Genomic DNA, 17982 nt, shown 5'->3' with positions numbered 1-17982 from the left:
CCCCCCCCCCCCCCCCCCCCCCCCCCCCCCCCCCCCCCCCCCCCCCCCCCCCCCCCCCCCCCCCCCCCCCCCCCCCCACCCGGCAAAAACTCACCCCAAATACTCAATCACCGACAGCCCGCCGTTATAATCCGTGCTGTAAATAATCCCCTGCGCATCCACAAACACGTCGCAGGACTGGATCACCTGCGGGCGGTTTGGCCGCGTATCCATCATCCTCTCCGGCGCGGCTGGCACCAGCGCGCCGGTCTCCACCGGGCGATACGGATTGGAAATATCATAAGCACGCACGCCCGCGTTCTGGTACGTCGCAAAAATCAGCGTCGAGCTGACAAAGCTCCCCGGCCGGTTCTCGTGCAGGTTGTGCGGGCCGAAATGTGCCCCTTTCGCCACGTAGTCGGTTTCATCCGGCTGCGGGAAAGTCGAGATGCTGACCGGGTTCGACGGCTCGCGGATATCAAACAGCCAGATCAGCTTCTCCCCGTCCTCCTGGTTGTCAAGCACCGCTTCGTCCAGCACCACCAGCAGTTCGCGGTCCGGCAGCGGCAGCGCGGTGTGCGTGCCGCCGCCAAACGGCGGACTCCAGTTACGGTGGCTAATGAGCTTAGGCTGGGTACGATCCTTCACGTCCAGCAGCGTCAGGCCGCCGTCGCGCCAGCTGCCGTAGGCGGTATCCCCCGCGATAATCGCGTGATGGAGCGCGTAGCGTTTGCCTTCCGGCCAGTTCGGTTTTTCGCCTTCGGCCTGATTCATCCCCGGCAGCCACCAGCGCCCCGCCACTTCAGGCTTGCGCGGATCGGCAAGGTCGATGGTCAGGAAGATGTAGTCGGTAAAGCCGTCGATGAGCGCCGAGACGTACGCCCAGCGCCCGCCGACGTACCAGATGCGGTGGATCCCGATACCGTTCAGCGACAGAAAGCCGATTTCGCGCGGCCTGTCCGGGGTGGAGATATCAAAAACGCGCAGCCCGGCGCTCCAGCCTTTGTCCCGCACGTCGCCGACGGTCTCCCCCACCTGACGGGTGTAGTAAACCTTCTCATCGGCAAAGCGGGCATCGGCAAACAGATCCCGGGCGTTGATGACCAGCAGCAGGTCGTCATGCGCCTGGAGGTGTACGTTCCAGGTGCCGGGCGGCGCGGGCACATAGCCTGCCGCTTTCGGGTTTTTCGGGTCGCGCACGTCGACAATCGAAAAGCCCTGCGACACCATATGGCCGATCCAGGCGAAACCGCGGTGCACCATCAGCTGCACGCCGTCCGGACGACCGCCCTGGTCGCTATGGCCAATCAGCCGCATATTGCGGCTGTATTCGGGAGGGGGTAAATGAGTCACCTTGAGCTCCTTTCGCCCGGTGGCGCTGCGCTTACCGGGCCTACGGGTGCGAAATGTAGGCCGGGTAAGGCGCAGCCGCCACCCGGCTGGGTTTTATTTACTCTTCGCTTCCAGCGTCGCAAACCACGGCGCGATAAAATCTTCCGTCTGGCCCCAGCCCGGAATGATTTTCCCCAGAGACGCCACGTTCACCGCGCCCGGCTGGGCGGTCAGCAGCGCCTGCGGGATAGCTGCCGCTTTGAAATCGTAGGTCGCAGGCGTGGCTTCTCCGGCAATCTTATTGGCCACCAGACGCACGTTGGTCGCGCCAATCAGCTTCGGATCCACCGCCACGCTCACCTTCCACGGGCTGCCCGGCTCGCGCATCAGCTGCAGATCCTGATTAGAGATGTCGATGCTGTAGAGCTTGATCTCGGTGCGGCCATTCTCTTTCAGCGCCTTATAGGCGCCCTGGCTGAAGGCGTCCCAGGTGCCCCAGATGGCGTCGATTTTACCTTTCGGGTATTTCGCCAGAATCGCACCCACCTTGTTGGCGGTGTCGCCCTGCACGTCAGAGGAGACCGCGCCGATAGACTCCAGCTCTTTGATGTCCGGATACTGCTTTTGCAGCGCTTTATACGCCGCCTGACGACGCTCCATCGGCGGGAACCCCGCTACCCACAGCTTGACGATATTGGCCTTGCCGTTGAAATCTTTCGCCAGCTGGCCGAAGGAGAGGTTCGTCAGGGAGGCATCGTCCTGCTGGGTGACGGTCACGCCCGGGATCTCGCCGCTCACGGCGGTATCAAACACGGCGACCTTAATCCCGGCATCCACCGCCTTCTTCACCAGCGCGGTGGAGTACGGATCGCGGCCCTGAGACAGGATAATCCCGTCGTACTTCTGGCTTATGGCCTGGTTCACGAAGTCCTGGAATTTAGCGTCGTCCCCGTTGCTTAAAAAGGTGCTGACCTTAAAGCCAAGCTTCTTACCTTCCTGAATGGCCCCCGCAATAAACTGCGTGGTGTTGTCGTCTGAGCCAAGGTTGCGGATCACCGCGATGCGAATCGGGCCGTCGTGGTTGGCAATGGCCGCCGGAAGCGGCGCGGGCGTGGCCGCGAAGCCAGGCAGAGCGGTGAATAACCCAAGTGTCACCAAAGAGAGAGCAATCTTTTTCATTTTTTATCCCGTTGTGTTGTCAGCGTTTTTGTATGTAGGTAATCGCCAGCGCTACCGCGAGCACCAGCCCTTTTATAATGTCCATGGCGTAATACGGCACGGAGAGCATCACCAGCCCGTTCGACAGCACGCCGAGAATCACCGCCCCGACCAGGGTTCCCAGCGCGTTCGGCTTGCCGGATCCGGCCAGCGAGAAGCCGATCCACGCCGCCGCCACCGCGTCCATCAGGTAGCCGCCGCCCGCGTTCACCTGCGACGAACCGATGCGCGAGGCCAGCAGAATGCCGCCCAGCCCCGCCAGCAGGGAGGCGATCACGTAGGCCGCCACCTTGTAGCGCGTGGTGCGTATGCCGGAGAGACGCGCGGCCTCGGGGTTACCGCCAATGGCGTACATGCGGCGTCCGTGAGTGGTCAACGAGAGCCCCAGCTGCGCCAGCACGGTCACCACCAGCATCACGATCACAATGGTCGGCACCTGCCCCAGCAGGCTGAACGCCGGCGGAATGGTCCCTTCCGCCATGTCACCGCTCGGCAGCACCATGTTCTCGGTAATCGACCCGCCGTAGCTGTAGGTCATCGCCACGCCCTGGATCACAAACAGGCTGGCCAGCGTCGCGAGCATGTCAGGAATGCGCAGGATGACGATCAGAAAGGCGTTAAACAGCCCCACCAGCGTGCAGAGCGCGAGGGTGATCAGAATCGACTCGGTGGTGCCGAAGCCGTGCCAGACGAAAAGAGAAATCACCAGCGCGTTCGCCAGCGAGGCGGTCGATCCCACGGAGAGATCGAACCCGCCGACGGTCAGCGAAATCGACACGCCAATTGCTATCACCGTCACGATGGCAATCGAGCGCAGAATATTGATGATGTTGTTCGGATCGAGGAAGCTGTCCGACGCCAGGCCAAAGACGGCCACCAGCGCAACCACGGTCAGCAGCATGCCCCACCTGTAGAGAAAATCGAAAATCTGCTGACGGCCCGACGCCGCCGCATTTACTGAAAGGGCCTTGCTCACGACGCCGTTCCTCCGGTTGAATAATAAAGTAGTGTCTCTTCACGGGCCTCGGCCCCGGCGATTTCCGCCACGATGCGCCCGTCCCACAGCACGCAGATGCGGTCGCACAATCCCACCAGTTCAGCAAATTCGCCCGAGGCGTAAATCACCCCTTTGCCCTCGCGCGCCAGGCCGTCAATCAGCTGAAACAGTTCGGTTTTGGCCTTCACGTCGACGCCCTTGGTCGGCTCGTCGAAAATCAGCACGCTGGCGTCATTGCGCAGCCACTTGCCGATGGCGACCTTCTGCTGGTTGCCGCCGGACAGACGCCGCAGCACCTGCCCCGGCCCACGCGCGCGCACGCCGACGCGAGCAATCACCTCTTCCGCCCAGCGCCACGCCTGACGATGGCCGAACAGGCTCCAGCGCGAAAAGCTGTTATCCGCCGTCACGGCGAGGTTCATGCTCACCGGCTCGTCGATAAAAATGCCCTCTTTTCGCCGCTCCTCCGGCACCAGCGCCAGACCGCGCTGCACCGAGTCGGCCGGGTCGCGCGGTTGCCAGGGCTGTTGATTCAACTCACCGCGCGCCACGCGGCTTTTGCTGGCGCCAAACAGCGCCTTGCAGAGTTCGGTTTTCCCCGCCCCCGCCAGCCCGGCAACGCCGAGGATTTCACCCTTGCGCAGGTGCAAAGAGATATCCTTCAGCAGCGCGTCGTCGTGCAGCCCCTCCACCCGCAGCAGCGTCTCTTCGCTATGCGGCGGCCGCGCGGGCGGATAGATATCGCTCAGCACGTGGCCGAGCATTTTCTCGACGATCGCTTCGCCGCTGAGATCGGCCATCGGACCGGACTCGATCAGCTTGCCGTCGCGCAGCACCGTCAGGGTGTCGCAGATGGCCTTCAGCTCGTGAATGCGGTGGGAGATAAACACCACGCCGATGCCCTGCTGCTTTAAGCGTCTTACGACCGCAAACAGGCGCTCGCTCTCGTGCGCGTCCAGCGGTGCGGTGGGCTCATCAAGAATCAAAAAACGGCAGTGGTGTGACAGCGCCCGCGCCAGCAAAATCTGCTGCTTTTCGGCAAGCGTGCAGCCGTCGATGGAGCGGCGCACGTCCAGAGCGACATCCAGCTGGGCCAGCGCCCGTCTCGCCTGCTGGCGGATCGCGCGCCAGCTGAAGCGGTGCCCCGGCTGCGCCAGCTGGTCGAGCATGATGTTCTCGGCGATGCTTAACCCCGGGATCAGCGCCACGTCCACCTCCTGCTGCACCAGGTGGATCCCCAGCCGTTTGGCGTCGAGCGGTTCACGGATCGTCACGGGCTGGTTGTTAATGCTTATCTCGCCCTCATAGTGGTCGTGCGTGCCGCACAGCACCGCCATCAGCGTCGATTTCCCCGCGCCGTTGGCGCCGGTCAGCGCGTGTACCGATCCGCCGGCTAAGGTAAAATTGACGCGCGACAGCGCCTGAAAGCCGGAAAAGGCCAGGCTGATACCGCGCATCTCAAGGCGACTGGAAACCATCCGCGTAAATCCTTCATTACTCTTCTGATTTATCGAATTTTTCACAGCTCCGGTTGACTGACAACGACGGAAAAGGCATAAGTTAAAGCGAAATATTATTAGCCATCCGGATGTCCAGACATAACATCGGGTTAGCGCAGCCTAAAAAGGACAACACCATGAGCAACACCGATATCCGCGTCGTGCCCGGCCCGGCAAACTATTTCTCCCATTCCGGAAGCCTTGCGCATCTGAATGACTTCTTTACCCCGGAACAGCTGTCCCGGGCGGTGTGGATCTACGGCGAACGCGCCATCGACGCCGCGCGACCTTACCTGCCGGAGAGCTTTAACGCGCCGGGGGCGAAGCACCTGCTGTTTAAGGGCCACTGCAGCGAGCGCGACGTCAGCCATCTGGTGAATGCATCCGGCGGCGACGCCAGCGTGGTGATTGGCGTCGGCGGCGGCGCGGTGATGGATACCGTCAAGGCCGTGGCGCGCCGCTTAGGGGTGCCGTTCGTGGGCATCCCCACCATTGCCGCCACCTGCGCGGCGTGGACTCCGCTCTCCGTCTGGTACAACGATGAAGGCCAGGCGCTGCAGTTTGAGATCTTCGACGACGCCAACTTCCTGGTGCTGGTGGAGCCGCAGATCGTCCTTAACGCCCCGGCGGAATATCTGCTGGCGGGCATCGGCGATACGCTGGCGAAGTGGTACGAAGCGGTAGTGCTCGCTCCGCAGCCCGAAAACCTGCCGCTGACCGTGCGGCTGGGCATCAACGGCGCGCTGGCGATCCGCGACGTGCTGCTTGAGCGCAGCGAGGAGGCGCTGGCCGACCAGCAGCGCGGCGAGCTGACGCAGGCGTTCCGGGACGTGGTGGACGCGATCGTCGCCGGTGGCGGGATGGTCGGCGGCCTGGGCGAGCGCTATACGCGCGTGGCGGCAGCGCATGCGGTGCACAACGGCCTAACCGTGCTGCCGCAGACGGAAAAATACCTGCACGGTACCAAGGTGGCCTACGGCATTCTGGTGCAGAGCGCCCTGCTCGGCCAGGACGACGTGCTGGCGCAGCTGGTAGCGGCGTACCAGCGCTTTAACCTGCCGACCACGCTTCGCGAGCTGGACGTCGACATTAACAGCCGTGACGAGCTGGATAAGGTGATTGCCCACACCCTGCGCCCGGTGGAGTCGATTCACTATTTACCCGTTGCGTTAACGCCTGAGGTTCTGCGCGCCGCGTTTGAGAAAGTGGAATCCTTCAGCCGTTAATCGCCTGACCGTCTATACCTAATGATGATTCTTACCACTCTCGTCACGAGGTCATCATGCAGATCGATTTAACAGGTAAAAAGGCGCTGGTTACCGGCGCCAGCCGCGGGTTGGGTCGGGCTATCGCGCTGTCGCTGGCGCGCGCCGGTGCGGATGTGATTATTACGTATGAAAAATCTGCCGATAAAGCCCAGGCGGTCGCCGATGAGATAAAGGCGCTGGGACGCCACGGCGAAGCCGTGCAGGCCGACAGCGCCAGCGCGCAGGCGATACAGGATGCCGTCACCCATGCGGCGCGTTCCCTTGGCGGGCTGGACATTCTGGTCAATAACGCCGGGATCGCGCGCGGCGGCCCGCTGGAGTCCATGACCCTGGCGGACATCGACGCCCTGATCAACGTCAACATCCGCGGCGTGGTGATCGCCATTCAGGAAGCGCTGGTGCATATGTCCGACGGCGGGCGCATTATCAACATCGGGAGCTGTCTGGCGAACCGCGTGGCGCAGCCGGGCATTGCCGTTTATTCGATGACCAAGTCTGCCCTGAACTCCCTTACCCGCGGGCTGGCCCGCGATCTGGGGCCGCGCGGCATTACCGTCAACCTTGTCCACCCCGGTCCGACCAACAGCGATATGAACCCGGAAGACGGGGAACAGGCTGACTCTCAGCGTCAGCTTATTGCTTTGGGCCATTACGGTCAGCCGGAAGACGTTGCGGCGGCGGTCACGTTTCTTGCCAGCCCGGCCGCCGGGCAGATCTCCGGTACCGGTCTGGACGTCGACGGCGGCCTGAACGCCTGATCGCAATTTTCCTGCAAGCCTCTGTCGACCGGCAGGGGCCTTTTCGAGCCGCCTCGACGCTTTACGTTTTGCCGCTTTCTCGCGTTTTTTCTCCGCTCTACAGTACCCCATTAGAAATTCGGAATTTATCTAATAGTCTTATTATTTCCTTATATTTTGTGTGGGCGTACAGTGGAGGTACGGATGAAGATTGTCTGGTCCAATGGTGCAAAGAAAGCGTTTTCAAAGATTGACGAGCGGTATCAGCGACGCATTGAGGTAAAGCTTACTGAGCTGGATGACCGTTCAGCTCCCCGGCCCGATATCAAAAAAATATCGGCGACAGAAGATCATTTCCGGCTACGCGTTGGCGATTACCGCATCGTCTATACGCTTCGGGACGAGCCCGATAACCATTGTTATGTTTTGGCCGTCAAGCGCAGAACGTCAACGACTTACCTGCATGAGGAGAGTGCCACCTATGGCTGTACAGCTAATCAAGGACGATAACGGGAAAACGCAGTACGCCGTTATTCCCTATCACGAATATTTTCGTATGCTCTTACAGATGTCAGAAATTGACGACGAAACCGATGACGATCTAGAGGATATCGAGGTCGAACACGATAGTCTGGATGACGTGGAATTGCCCGGAGAGGTGTGCAGCATCATGACCTGGCAGAACGTCAGCCTGCAGGCCGCGTGGCGTATCCTGCGCGGCATGTCCCAGCAGGAGGTGGCGGAGAAACTTGGCATCACCCAGTCCGCCGTGTCGCAGCTGGAAGCGGTGGACTCCCGTCCGCAAAAGCGCACCCGCGAAAAGCTGGCGGCGCTCTACGGCTGTAAGCAGGAGCAGATCAGCCTCTATTTACCGAAAGAGGGTTAACAGCACTTCGCCCCGCCCTTGCCGCCGTAGCGGGCGTCCTGACGATCGCGGAAAAATGCTTCGTAGGTCATGGGCGTCTGGTCCGGATGATTGACGCGCATATGCTCGACGTAGTTGTCGTAATCCGGCACGCCAATCATCATTTTGGCGGCCTGGCCCAGGTACTTACCTGCTTTGGAGAGGGTGTCGAACATAGGTCATTTCTCGTTTGTTTCCCCCTCACCCTAGCCCTCTCCCCAAAGGGGAGAGGGAACTTACAACACCCTCTCCCCTTTGGGGAGAGGGCCGGGGTGAGGGGTATGTCTGATTAAATTAATGCGCCCCTTTCGCCTGGGTGACAATCTCTTCCAGGTTTTCAGGCATTGGCTCATACGGTGTCTCTTTCGCCGTTGGCTTATCCACTTTCAATGCTGCCAGCGCGGTTTTAAGAGAATACAACGCCAGCACCACGACCACCACCATAAAGAAGATGGTCAGCCCGGCATCCAGACGGTTGTTAAACACCAGTTGAGACAGCTGGGACTCGGTGTACTGCGCCGGAATCTTGCCGCTGTCGATCATCGCCTGGAACTTATTGGCAATCGCCAGGAAGCCCACCTTGTTGTCCGGGCTGAAGGCTTTCTGCCAGCCCGCCGTCAGGGTACAGATCAGCAGCCATGCGGTTGGCAACAGCGCCACCCACGCATAGCGCTGGCGCTTCATTTTGAACAGCACCACCGCGCAGAGCATCAGCGCCATGCCCGCCAGCATCTGGTTGGCAATACCGAACAGCGGCCACAGGGTGTTAATGCCGCCGAGCGGATCCACCACGCCCTGGTGCAGGAAATAGCCCCACGCCAGCACGCACAGCGCCGTCGCCAACAGGTTAGCCGGGAGCGAATCGGTGCGCTTCAGGTTCGGGGAGATGACCCCCAGCAGGTCCTGCAGCATAAAGCGCGCCGCACGGGTTCCCGCATCCACCGCCGTCAGGATAAACAGAGCCTCAAACAGGATGGCGAAGTGATACCAGAACGACACGTCCATCAGCCCGCCCAGCGCGCCGTGGAGAATATAGGCCATGCCCACCGCCAGCGTCGGTGCCCCGCCCGCGCGGGAGATAATGGACTGCTCGCCCACCTCATTAGCGATATGCGTTAGCGTTTCAGGGGTAATGGCAAAGCCCCAGCCGCTCACCACCTGCGCGGCGGATGCCACCACGTCAACGGTGCCCGCCGGGGCCAGTACCGCCATCGGGCTGTTCATCGCAAAGTAGACGCCCGGGTCGATAATACAGGCGGAGACCAGCGCCATAATGGCGACAAAGGACTCCATCAGCATGCCGCCGTAGCCTATCAGGCAGGCCTGATTCTCATTCGCCAGCATCTTCGGCGTGGTGCCGGAGGCAATCAGCGCGTGGAAGCCCGACACCGCCCCGCAGGCGATGGTGATAAACAGGAACGGGAACAGGTTGCCGGTCCAGACCGGACCGGTGCCGTCGATAAATTTGGTCAGCGCCGGCATGGTCAGGGTCGGACGCATAACCAGAATACCAATCGCCAGACCGACGATGGTGCCGATTTTCAGGAAGGTGGAAAGGTAATCACGCGGGGCCAGCAGCAGCCACACCGGCAGCACCGCCGCCACGAACCCGTAGCCCACCAGCATCCAGGTCAGCTGTACGCCGGTAAAGTCGAAGAACGGCGCCCAGGTCGGGCTTTCCGCCACCCAGCCGCCGGAGATAATGGCGAACACCAGGAATACCAGGCCAATCACCGACACTTCACCAATGCGGCCCGGGCGCAGATAGCGAATGTAGATCCCCATGAACAGCGCCAGCGGGATGGTAAAAGCAACGGTATACGTTCCCCACGGGCTGTGGGTCAGCGCCTTCACCACGATCATCGCCAGCACGGCAAGGATGATCACCATGATCATAAAGGTCGCCACCAGCGCAATCACCCCGGCGGTGGCCCCCATCTCCTCTTTCACCAGCTCCCCCAGCGAACGCCCGTCGCGACGGGTGGAGACGAACAGCACCATAAAGTCCTGCACCGCACCCGCCAGCACCACGCCCGCAAGGATCCAGATCATCCCCGGCAGGTAGCCCATCTGCGCCGCCAGCACCGGTCCCACCAGCGGGCCCGCCCCGGCAATCGCCGCAAAATGGTGACCGAACAGCACCTTCTTGTCGGTCGGCACATAGTCCAGCCCGTCGTTATGGCGAACGGCAGGCGTCATGCGCGTCGCGTCAACGCCGAGGACGTTCTTCGCGATATAGCGGCCATAAAAACGGTAGGCGATCAGATAAATGCAGACGGAGGCGACGACGATCCAGAGCGCGTTGATCTGTTCCCCCCGGTTGAGGGCGATATAGCCCAGGGCAAAGGCTCCCACAACGGAGAGCCCTGCCCATATAAGGTATTTCCCTGAGTTGTTCATAGTTGTTGTCCGTTGTTGTGAAACAGTGAGATGTTACATTTTGTTTCTAGAACAACCGGCAAAATTTAACAACTTTGAAACGCAATAATGCGTGGTCAAACCAGAGATTTACACCACAGTGTTAAGCCGATCACTTTCGTTCTTCCCCCGCTCCGTTGCCGGTCACATTTTTATCTTTTTCATCCCCTGACGCCGTTACGAAATGATTTACATCATCTTTTTTGGGCAAAACATCGCCAGAATGAGGCTGCGCACCCGCGCATTAACAAGGAAAAGGATATGAAAAGTTCAGAACCTCAGGAGTATAAGGTCGGGCCCGGCGCGTACTTTGCGCTGGCTTTCGCAGCCGTTTTCTTCTCCGGCCTGCTGGGTGGAAAAGAGTGGTACGGCGTGTTTGATTTCACCACCCTCAACGGTGCATTTGGCAAAGTGGTTAGCAAAGCCAGTCTGGACGACGGCACGTTGACCACCGCCACCAGCGCCTTTCGCGGCGCGGGCGGCAGCGGCGCAATGGACGGATTTCTGTTCGCGCTCGGGCTGATTCCCGCGGTCATGTTTGCGCTCGGCACGATCAACGTGCTGGAGCACTACGGCGCGCTGCGTGCGGCGCGCAAGCTGTTAACCCCGCTGCTGCGCCCGCTGCTGGGCATCCCCGGCACCGCCGGTCTGGCGCTGATAGGCAGCCTGCAAAGCACCGACGTCGGCGCGTCGCTCACGCGTAACCTCGCCGACGAAGGGCAGATCAGCGAAACGGAAAAAGACGTCTTCGCCATGTTCCAGTTTTCAGCTGGGGCGATGATCACCAACTTTTTCTCTTCCGGGGCGATCCTCTTCACCCTGGTCGCCGTTGACGGCACGGCGGCGGTTCCGGCCTCGATAGGCGGCTGCATCGCCGTGATGTTCATTATGAAAATCGTGGGCGCAAACCTGCTGCGCCTGATCGTGACGTTGACTGGAAAACCCGCCGCCGTGAAGCAAGGAGAAACCGCATGAGTGCGCCACAATCGAATCCCGTTATTACCGATGTCTTCGTGGAGGGCGCGCGCAAGGGCTGGGGCATCGCCACCAGCAGCACCCTGCCCAACGTGGTGATGGCGTTTATCATCATCAAGGCGCTGGAAATTACCGGCGCGCTGAAAGGGCTCGGCATGATCTTCTCGCCGCTGATGGGGCTGTTTGGCCTGCCGGGCGAAGCGGCCGCCGTGCTGATTGGCGGCTGGATGTCGATGGGCGGCGGCATCGGCGTGGCGATTGGCCTTTTTGATAAAGGCATTCTGACCGGGGAGCACTTAGCCATTCTCGCCCCGGCGATCTACCTGATGGGCTCGCAGGTGCAATACCTGGGCCGCATACTCGGCGTGATCGGCACCCGCGCCAAACGTATTCCGCTGATGATCGCCCTCTCGGTGATCAACGCCTTCTTAGCCATGCTGCTGATGCGCATCATTCTCTGAACAGGACGTAACCATGAATCTTGACCACTATATTGAAGAGCTAAAAACCCTGGTAAACGTGGACTGCGGCACCCAGACGATCGCGGGCGTGGCCACCGTCGCGGGCATTATGCAGGCGCTCTGGCAGCGCGAGGGCTGGCACGCAGAGCAGGTTGATTTGGGCGATAAGGTTGGCCCCGGCGTGTTCGTGAGCAACAGGCCGCAGGCCGAGCAGTTCGACGTGCTGCTGGTTGGTCATCTTGATACCGTATTTGCCCCTGGCACGGTGGCCGAGCGTCCGATGAGCGGGGACGATACCCGCCTGTACGGCCCCGGCGTCTCGGATATGAAGAGCGGACTTCTGAATATTTTGTGGGCGATGCGCGGGCTCGACGCCGCGGACAAAGATCGTCTCGCGATTGCGGTCGCGATGAACCCGGACGAAGAGACCGGATCGGTCCACTCCCACGCGTGGATCGGCGAGCTGGCCAGGCGCTCGCGCCGCGTGCTGGTGTGCGAAGCGGCGCGCGCCGACGGCTCGCTGGTGAAGGCGCGCAAGGGCATGGCGGGCTACCACCTCACCTTCAGCGGCGTGGCGGCGCACGCGGGCAACGACCCGGAAAAAGGCCGCTCGGCGATTACCGCACTGGCCAACAGCATTACCGCGATTAACGCGCTCACCGACTGGGATCGCGGTACCACGCTCAACGTCGGGGTAATTCACGGCGGCAGCGCGGCCAACGTGGTGGCGGACAGCGCCGTGGCCGAACTCGACGTGCGCTTCTGGGAAAACGACGAGTATGACCGGGTGAATCAGGCGCTGGACGCGCTGTGCAGAAAAGGCTTTTTAGAGGGCGTCACCACCTCGCTGACGCGTGTTAACCACAAACCGGCAATGGCGGCGAGTGAAGCCACGCAGCAACTGATGCAGCTCGTCGAAAAAGCGGGTAACGAAGAGGGGATCGCCATCACCTGGCAGGCGGTCGGCGGCGGCAGCGATGCAAACCACACCGCCGCTCTCGGCGTTCCTACCCTCGACGGCTTAGGGCCGATAGGCGCGGGCTTCCACAGCCCGGCGGAGTGGCTGGATAAAGCATCCATTGAACCGAGGATCCGGTTGCTGAAGCGGGTTGTGTCGATGCTGTAAACACCGCCCGGTGGCGCTTCGCTTACCGGGCCTACATTTGGCGCGTAGGCCGGGTAAGGCGAAGCCGTCACCCGGCAATTCAGCACAATACTAGCCCAGCACCATCGTACTCAACCGACACGTGCAGCAGCGCCTTCCCTGCTCGTCGAAGACCACAATCTCCCAGCTCTGGCTGGTGCGCCCCAAATGCAGCGGCTGGCACACCCCGCGCACCTTGCCGCGAGATACCGCACGGTGGTGCGTCGAGTTCAGCTCCGTTCCCACCACGCTCTGCCCGTCACGGGTCATCAGAAATCCGGCCATTGAGCCCAGCGTTTCCGCCAGCGCCGCAGAGGCCCCGCCGTGCAGCAGGCCAAACGGCTGGTGGGTGCGCGCGTCCACCGGCATCTCCGCTTCCAGCGTGTCGTCACCGATGCGGGTATAGACAATGCCGAGATGCGCCACCAGGGTGTTCAGGCTGGTGGCGTTCAGCTCGTCGAGCGATAAATGACGTTTCCAGATCATTTATGCCCCCAGCGTGGAGCCGCCGTCCACCACGATATCCTGCAGGGTGATGTGGCTGGCGGCATCGGAGGCCAGGAACAGCACCGTGCTGGCGATCTCCTGCGGACGGGCGATTTTTCCCAGCGGAATGCCGAGCTTGAACTGCTCGCCAAAGCCGCGAATGCGCTGCTGTTCCGCATCGTCGCTTTTCCACAGGGTGCGCTGCATGTCGGTGTCCGTTGAGCCCGGCGACACCAGGTTACAGCGCACGCCGCTGCCCGCCAGCTCCAGCCCCACGGTCAGGGCGAGGCTTTTCAGCGCCGCTTTCGACGCACCGTAGGCGCTCATGCCGATGCGCGGCGTATGTGCCGCGTCAGAGGCCACGGTGACGATCGCCCCGCACTGCTGGCGTCGAAACTGGCCCATCGTCTGCTGGAACAGGTTGAACGCGCCGCCGACGTTGACCGCGAAGGTCTGCTGCCAGTCCGCCTGCGAGAGCTGGTCCGTCGCCCCCATGCGCAGAATGCCCGCCGCGTTGACCAGCACGTCCAGGCGTTCAAGCGACGCCAGTACGCGCCCGCACACCTCCTGCACTTGGCCGGCATCCGCCACGTCCAGCGTTTCGGTGGTAAACGGATAATCGCCCAGCGGAAACGCCAGATCGAACCCGGTCACCTGCGCGCCCGCTTCGGCAAACGCCAGCGCCGTCGCATAGCCGATGCCTTTACCCGCCCCGGTCACCCAGACGGTTTTACCGGTGAAATCCAATCCCATCACTTCACCTCGCGGGAGAGCAGCGCCCACCAGGCGTCGAGGGTGGGATTTTTTGCCAGCATCACGAAGTCGATATCGCCGTGGACTTTGCGCCAGCGGGCGGCCAGCGCCATCATGCGCACCGAATCCAGACCGTAGTCGATCAGGTTTTCGTCATCCATCGGCTCGTCGGACTCGTCCAGCAGCGGCAGGATAAGCTCGCGCAGCGCGGCCTTCGAGGCCGGAACGGACGGCAGCAGCTCGTCGGTCATCACCACGCGGCCCGAGCGTCCGGCCACATAGTTCAGCGACATCAGATGCTCGTCGCGGGTGAAATCCGCCAGCGCGTCGGCAATGAAGAACGGCTTGATGTCGCGCATAAAGGCGTCGGTGGCGGTGGTCATGCAGCCGATGTGGGCATACACGCCGGTAATCAGCAGCTGGTTGCGGCCCGTCTCCTTCAGCATCTGCTCCAGCGGCGAGCGGTGAAACGCGCTGTAGCGCCACTTCACCAGCACCGTGTCCGCTTCGTCCGGTGCCAGTTCAGCCACGATGCGCTGCTGCTCGGGGGAGCGGGTCAGGCCCGGCCCCCACATGTCGTTCAGCAGGGCGCGATCTTCGTCGCTCTGATCTTTTGGCTGCGCGGTGTAGTACACCGGAATATTGTGCGCTTTGCAGTACGCGCGAAGCCTGGCGATGTTCGCCACCACCTGCTGCATCATGGCGCTGTTTTCGCCCCAGAAGTTCAGGAAATACTCCTGCATATCGTGGATCAGCAGAGCCGCACGATCGGGCTCGAACGCCCAGCTCACTTTACTGGTCGGCAGCTCTGCGGCGGTCGGCAGCGCGTAAGCGGTTAATTTTGGAATGGCCATATTCTGTTCCTCAGCCCCGGGCGCGTTCAGCCAGCCACAGGCGCAACTGTTTCTTATCGACTTTGCCGACCGGCGTCAGCGGAAGCGCATCCACGCTCTCCACGCGGTCAGGCAGCTTAAATTCGGCAACGCCCTGCTCGCGCAGGAAGCGGCGCACCTCCACCGCGCGCAGGGGCTGTTTCACCACCAGATACGCGCAGCTCTTTTCGCCCAGCAGGCTGTCCTCCATGCTCACCAGCGCGGCGTGGATCACCGACTCGTGGCGCAGCAACAGGTTCTCGACCTCTTCAGCCGCGATCTTCTCGCCGCCGCGGTTGATCTGATCCTTCTCGCGCCCCTGCACGGTGATGTAGCCCTGCTCGTCGATGGCGATCAGATCGCCGGAGCAGTAAAAACCGTCGGCGTCGAAGGCGCTGGCGTTGTGCTCCGGGCTGTTGAAGTAGCCGCGGAAGGTGTACGGTCCGCGCGTCATCAGACGCCCGACCTCCCCGCGCGGCAGCGGGTTGCCTTGCTCGTCCGCCACCCACACTTCGTCGTCCGGACACATCGGACGCCCCTGGGTATGGATGATGCGTTCCGGCGCGTCGTCGAGCGCGGTGTAGTTCACCAGCCCTTCCGCCATGCCGAACACCTGCTGCAGCTGGCAGCCAATCTCGGCCGGAATGCGCGCCGCGAGCGTGGCGGACAGCCGCGCGCCGCCGACCTGAAGCAGCGTCAGGGAGGCAAGCTGCGCGCTCCCCGCGCCGTCGGCAATCGCCTGCAGCCACAGGCTCACCGCCGGGGGAACCAGCGAGGTGACGGTAATCTGATGTTTTTCAATCAGCGGGAAGCAGAGCGTGGCGCTCGGATCGTTCGCCAGCACCACGCAGCCGCCCGCGGTGAAGACGCCGAGCGATCCCGGCGAGCTCATGGCGTAGTTATGCGCCGCGGGCAGCGCGTTCAGATAGCGGGTATGCGCGGTAATACCGCAGATCTCGTTGCTGCGGCGGATGCTGTAGTCGTAATCGTTGTGCGTGCGCGGAATAAGCTTCGGCGTGCCGGTGCTGCCGCCGGAGAGCTGGAAGAACGCCACTTCGTCGGCGGGCGTCGGGTTCGGGATGAAGCTGTCCGCCGGGCGCGCAATCGCCGCTTCCAGGGCGTGTTCGCCCCTATCGCCGCGCAGGAGTACGACGCGTACCGAGCGGTGGTCATCTACGAAGGCGTTGAGGAAATCATCGCCCGCAAACAGCGCGTGGTCGCGATCGGCAATCAGCACGGCGGGTTTGATCTGCATCGCGTAGGCGTTCAGCTCGCTGCGCTGGTGGCTGAAGAGCGCGTTGACCGGCGCGACGCCGATTTGCAGCAGCGCAAAGAAGGTGATGTAGAACTCAGCCACGTTGCCGAGCTGTACCAGCGCGGTCTCGCCGCGCTGCAGCCCCTGCGCCTGGAGCACGTACGCGAGGTTGTTCACCGCCTGATTAAAGGCGCGGTAGGTGATGTGACGCTCGCCGTCGATAATCGCCACCGCGTCGCTGTCCGCACGATCCGTCAGGATGTGGGTCAGCGGCCGATCCTGCCAGTAGCCTTTTTCACGATAGCGGCGGGCAAAATCCTCAGGCCAGCGGGTAAAGGGAATGGTCATCAGTCTTCCTTAGTGCAGGCCAAACACGTTGAGCATGGTGGAGAGCTTCACGCCCGTCTCGCGCCACTCGCCCACCGGCGAGGAGGCGGGCACGATGCCCGCGCCGGCAAACAGGCGAACGGTATTTTTATGCAGACGCGCGCAACGGATGGTGACCACCCACTCGCCGTTGCCTTCGCTGTCGCACCAGCCGACGATGCCGCCGAACAGCTCGCGGTCGAACGGCTCCAGCTCGGCAATCAGTTCCTTCGCCGCCTGATGCGGGAAGCCGCTCAGCGCCGGGGTCGGGTGCAGCAGGCAGGCCAGCGTCAGGGCGTTCTCGTTTTCACGCGCCTCGCCTTCTACCGGCGTCGCCAGGTGCCACAGCGTCGGGGTGGTGATGAGCTGCGGAGAAGACGGCATGCTCAGGTGATGGCTGCGCGGCGCCAGAATGGCCTTCATCGCCTGAGTGACCAGGTCGTGCTCGTGGCGATCTTTTTCGGACGCCAGCAGCTTGTTGCCCGCCTCGCGATCCAGCACGTCGTCCGGCTGGCGGCGCGCGGAGCCTGCCAGCGGCAGCGAGCTAAAATGCGCGCCCTCTTTGCGCAGCAGCAGTTCCGGGCTGGCGCCCAGCAGCACGCCCCCGTCCTCCAGCGGCACGTGGAAGTTGAAGCTCGCCGGATTCTGGGCGATCAGGCGCTCCATCAGGGCACCGCTGTCCAGCCTTTTGTCGGTCGCGATATCAATCAGGCGCGACAGCACCACCTTGTTGACCTGCGGCGTGGCGGTGAGCGACGCCGCGCGAGCAACCATCTCTTCGAACACGGTCTGCGGCGGGATCTCGGTGCGTTGTTCCACCTTCAGCGCCTGCAGGCCGGAAAAATAGCGCGCGGACTGCTGTCGTGCAGGACGGGAAAAGCTCTGCCAGCGCTGCGGAATAAACAGCGACGACGGCTTGCGGGTATCAAAGGGAATGGCTCCCACCATCACCGGGTGAGCAATACCGCTGGCTTTTGCATTTCGGAAAGCCAGGGCTAATTTCTGCTGGAAGTGACCCATCGGATCGTCGCCGCCGACGGCGGGTTCACTGAAGCGAGCAAAACAGCCGGACGTGGTAAAACTGCGGTAAGGCGACATAAAGAAAAAGCTGTCTGACGGCAGCGTGGTCGCGGCGTGCTGAACTTCCTCAGCCAGGGACGTGTCCATATCATCCTCCACAAACGATAAAAGAAGCAATAATGATTATCATTTATATTTTCGTCGGCTAACCTAATCCCACAGCGCCCCGCTGTCAACCGTCGGGCAAACAACTTCTGCGACAAACGCTTGCATCCCGTTGCCGCAACCATGAAAATGA

The 17982-nt window shown here is 62.0% G+C and carries 18 protein-coding genes; 7 read left to right on the top strand and 11 right to left on the bottom strand.

Going from position 1 to position 17982, the window contains the following annotated elements; all coding sequences use genetic code 11:
- Positions 1 to 90: 90 nt before the first annotated feature.
- The 4 genes from L6R44_RS19210 to L6R44_RS19195 all read right to left on the bottom strand — a co-directional run bounded on the left by L6R44_RS19210 (position 91) and on the right by L6R44_RS19195 (position 5004).
- Positions 91 to 1332, bottom strand: coding sequence for an LVIVD repeat-containing protein (locus L6R44_RS19210; RefSeq protein WP_237425121.1), 1242 nt, complete (start codon positions 1330 to 1332; stop codon positions 91 to 93).
- Positions 1333 to 1425: 93 nt separating this feature from the next.
- Positions 1426 to 2490 (bottom strand): sugar ABC transporter substrate-binding protein, encoded by a 1065-nt coding sequence (locus tag L6R44_RS19205; RefSeq protein ID WP_237425120.1) that lies wholly within the window; start codon positions 2488 to 2490, stop codon positions 1426 to 1428.
- A 19-nt stretch (positions 2491 to 2509) separates the two neighbouring features.
- Positions 2510 to 3505: an ABC transporter permease gene (locus L6R44_RS19200; protein WP_237425119.1), complete on the bottom strand. Its 996-nt coding sequence runs from the start codon at positions 3503 to 3505 to the stop codon at positions 2510 to 2512.
- Positions 3502 to 5004 (bottom strand): sugar ABC transporter ATP-binding protein, encoded by a 1503-nt coding sequence (locus tag L6R44_RS19195; RefSeq protein WP_032638785.1) that lies wholly within the window; start codon positions 5002 to 5004, stop codon positions 3502 to 3504. The genes L6R44_RS19200 and L6R44_RS19195 overlap by 4 nt, the downstream gene beginning before the upstream one ends.
- Positions 5005 to 5162: 158 nt before the next feature.
- On the opposite strand from L6R44_RS19195, the gene L6R44_RS19190 reads away from it, so the two are divergent.
- From L6R44_RS19190 to L6R44_RS19175, 4 genes are all read left to right on the top strand, one after another.
- Positions 5163 to 6251, top strand: coding sequence for an oxidoreductase (locus L6R44_RS19190; RefSeq protein WP_237425118.1), 1089 nt, complete (start codon positions 5163 to 5165; stop codon positions 6249 to 6251).
- A 56-nt stretch (positions 6252 to 6307) separates the two neighbouring features.
- Positions 6308 to 7051, top strand: coding sequence for an SDR family NAD(P)-dependent oxidoreductase (locus tag L6R44_RS19185; protein WP_032638782.1), 744 nt, complete (start codon positions 6308 to 6310; stop codon positions 7049 to 7051).
- A gap of 183 nt (positions 7052 to 7234) precedes the next feature.
- The gene (locus L6R44_RS19180) at positions 7235 to 7540 is read left to right on the top strand and encodes a type II toxin-antitoxin system RelE family toxin (RefSeq protein ID WP_077064584.1); all 306 of its coding nucleotides are present in this window, start codon (positions 7235 to 7237) and stop codon (positions 7538 to 7540) included.
- Positions 7512 to 7916: a helix-turn-helix domain-containing protein gene (locus L6R44_RS19175; RefSeq protein ID WP_032638778.1), complete on the top strand. Its 405-nt coding sequence runs from the start codon at positions 7512 to 7514 to the stop codon at positions 7914 to 7916. Before L6R44_RS19180 ends, L6R44_RS19175 begins: the two co-directional genes overlap by 29 nt.
- On the opposite strand, the gene L6R44_RS19170 is transcribed toward L6R44_RS19175, so the two are convergent.
- On the bottom strand, positions 7913 to 8110 hold the full coding sequence (locus tag L6R44_RS19170; RefSeq protein WP_014169079.1) for a YbdD/YjiX family protein: 198 nt from the start codon (positions 8108 to 8110) through the stop codon (positions 7913 to 7915). The two genes, L6R44_RS19175 and L6R44_RS19170, sit on opposite strands and share 4 nt — an antisense overlap.
- 118 nt (positions 8111 to 8228) lie before the next feature.
- On the bottom strand, positions 8229 to 10334 hold the full coding sequence (gene cstA / locus L6R44_RS19165; protein ID WP_032638775.1) for a pyruvate/proton symporter CstA: 2106 nt from the start codon (positions 10332 to 10334) through the stop codon (positions 8229 to 8231).
- 279 nt (positions 10335 to 10613) lie between these two features.
- Between cstA and L6R44_RS19160 the strand changes: the two genes are divergently transcribed.
- From L6R44_RS19160 to L6R44_RS19150, 3 genes are read left to right on the top strand one after another with little or no spacing between them, the layout of a single operon-like run.
- A complete protein-coding gene (locus L6R44_RS19160; RefSeq protein ID WP_032638771.1) occupies positions 10614 to 11327 on the top strand; it encodes a nucleoside recognition domain-containing protein in 714 nt (237 codons plus the stop codon).
- On the top strand, positions 11324 to 11788 hold the full coding sequence (locus L6R44_RS19155) for a YjiG family protein (protein ID WP_237425117.1): 465 nt from the start codon (positions 11324 to 11326) through the stop codon (positions 11786 to 11788). Before L6R44_RS19160 ends, L6R44_RS19155 begins: the two co-directional genes overlap by 4 nt.
- Positions 11789 to 11801: 13 nt before the next feature.
- On the top strand, positions 11802 to 12914 hold the full coding sequence (locus L6R44_RS19150; protein WP_237425116.1) for a M20 family metallopeptidase: 1113 nt from the start codon (positions 11802 to 11804) through the stop codon (positions 12912 to 12914).
- A gap of 90 nt (positions 12915 to 13004) precedes the next feature.
- Here the strand turns inward: L6R44_RS19150 and entH are convergent, their stop codons facing one another.
- The 5 genes from entH to entC are packed head-to-tail and all read right to left on the bottom strand — an operon-like array spanning position 13005 to position 17831.
- The gene (gene entH, locus L6R44_RS19145) at positions 13005 to 13418 is read right to left on the bottom strand and encodes a proofreading thioesterase EntH (protein ID WP_237425115.1); all 414 of its coding nucleotides are present in this window, start codon (positions 13416 to 13418) and stop codon (positions 13005 to 13007) included.
- Entirely contained in the window at positions 13419 to 14174 is a 756-nt protein-coding gene (gene entA, locus L6R44_RS19140; RefSeq protein WP_237425114.1) for a 2,3-dihydro-2,3-dihydroxybenzoate dehydrogenase EntA, read from the bottom strand.
- Complete coding sequence (locus L6R44_RS19135; RefSeq protein WP_237425113.1) at positions 14171 to 15025, bottom strand: isochorismatase; 855 nt, start codon at positions 15023 to 15025, stop codon at positions 14171 to 14173. The genes entA and L6R44_RS19135 overlap by 4 nt, the downstream gene beginning before the upstream one ends.
- Positions 15026 to 15035: 10 nt before the next feature.
- Positions 15036 to 16646, bottom strand: a complete 1611-nt coding sequence (entE, locus tag L6R44_RS19130; protein ID WP_237425112.1) for a (2,3-dihydroxybenzoyl)adenylate synthase EntE — start codon at positions 16644 to 16646, stop codon at positions 15036 to 15038.
- 9 nt (positions 16647 to 16655) lie between these two features.
- The gene (gene entC, locus L6R44_RS19125) at positions 16656 to 17831 is read right to left on the bottom strand and encodes an isochorismate synthase EntC (RefSeq protein ID WP_237425111.1); all 1176 of its coding nucleotides are present in this window, start codon (positions 17829 to 17831) and stop codon (positions 16656 to 16658) included.
- Positions 17832 to 17982 lie beyond the last annotated feature (151 nt).

Origin of the sequence: Enterobacter cloacae complex sp. ECC445, assembly GCF_021892025.1 — a bacterium.
Taxonomy (GTDB): Bacteria; Pseudomonadota; Gammaproteobacteria; order Enterobacterales; family Enterobacteriaceae; genus Enterobacter; species Enterobacter chengduensis.
Note: the sequence above shows the minus strand (reverse complement) of the source record. Positions and strands in the feature narration are given on the sequence as shown.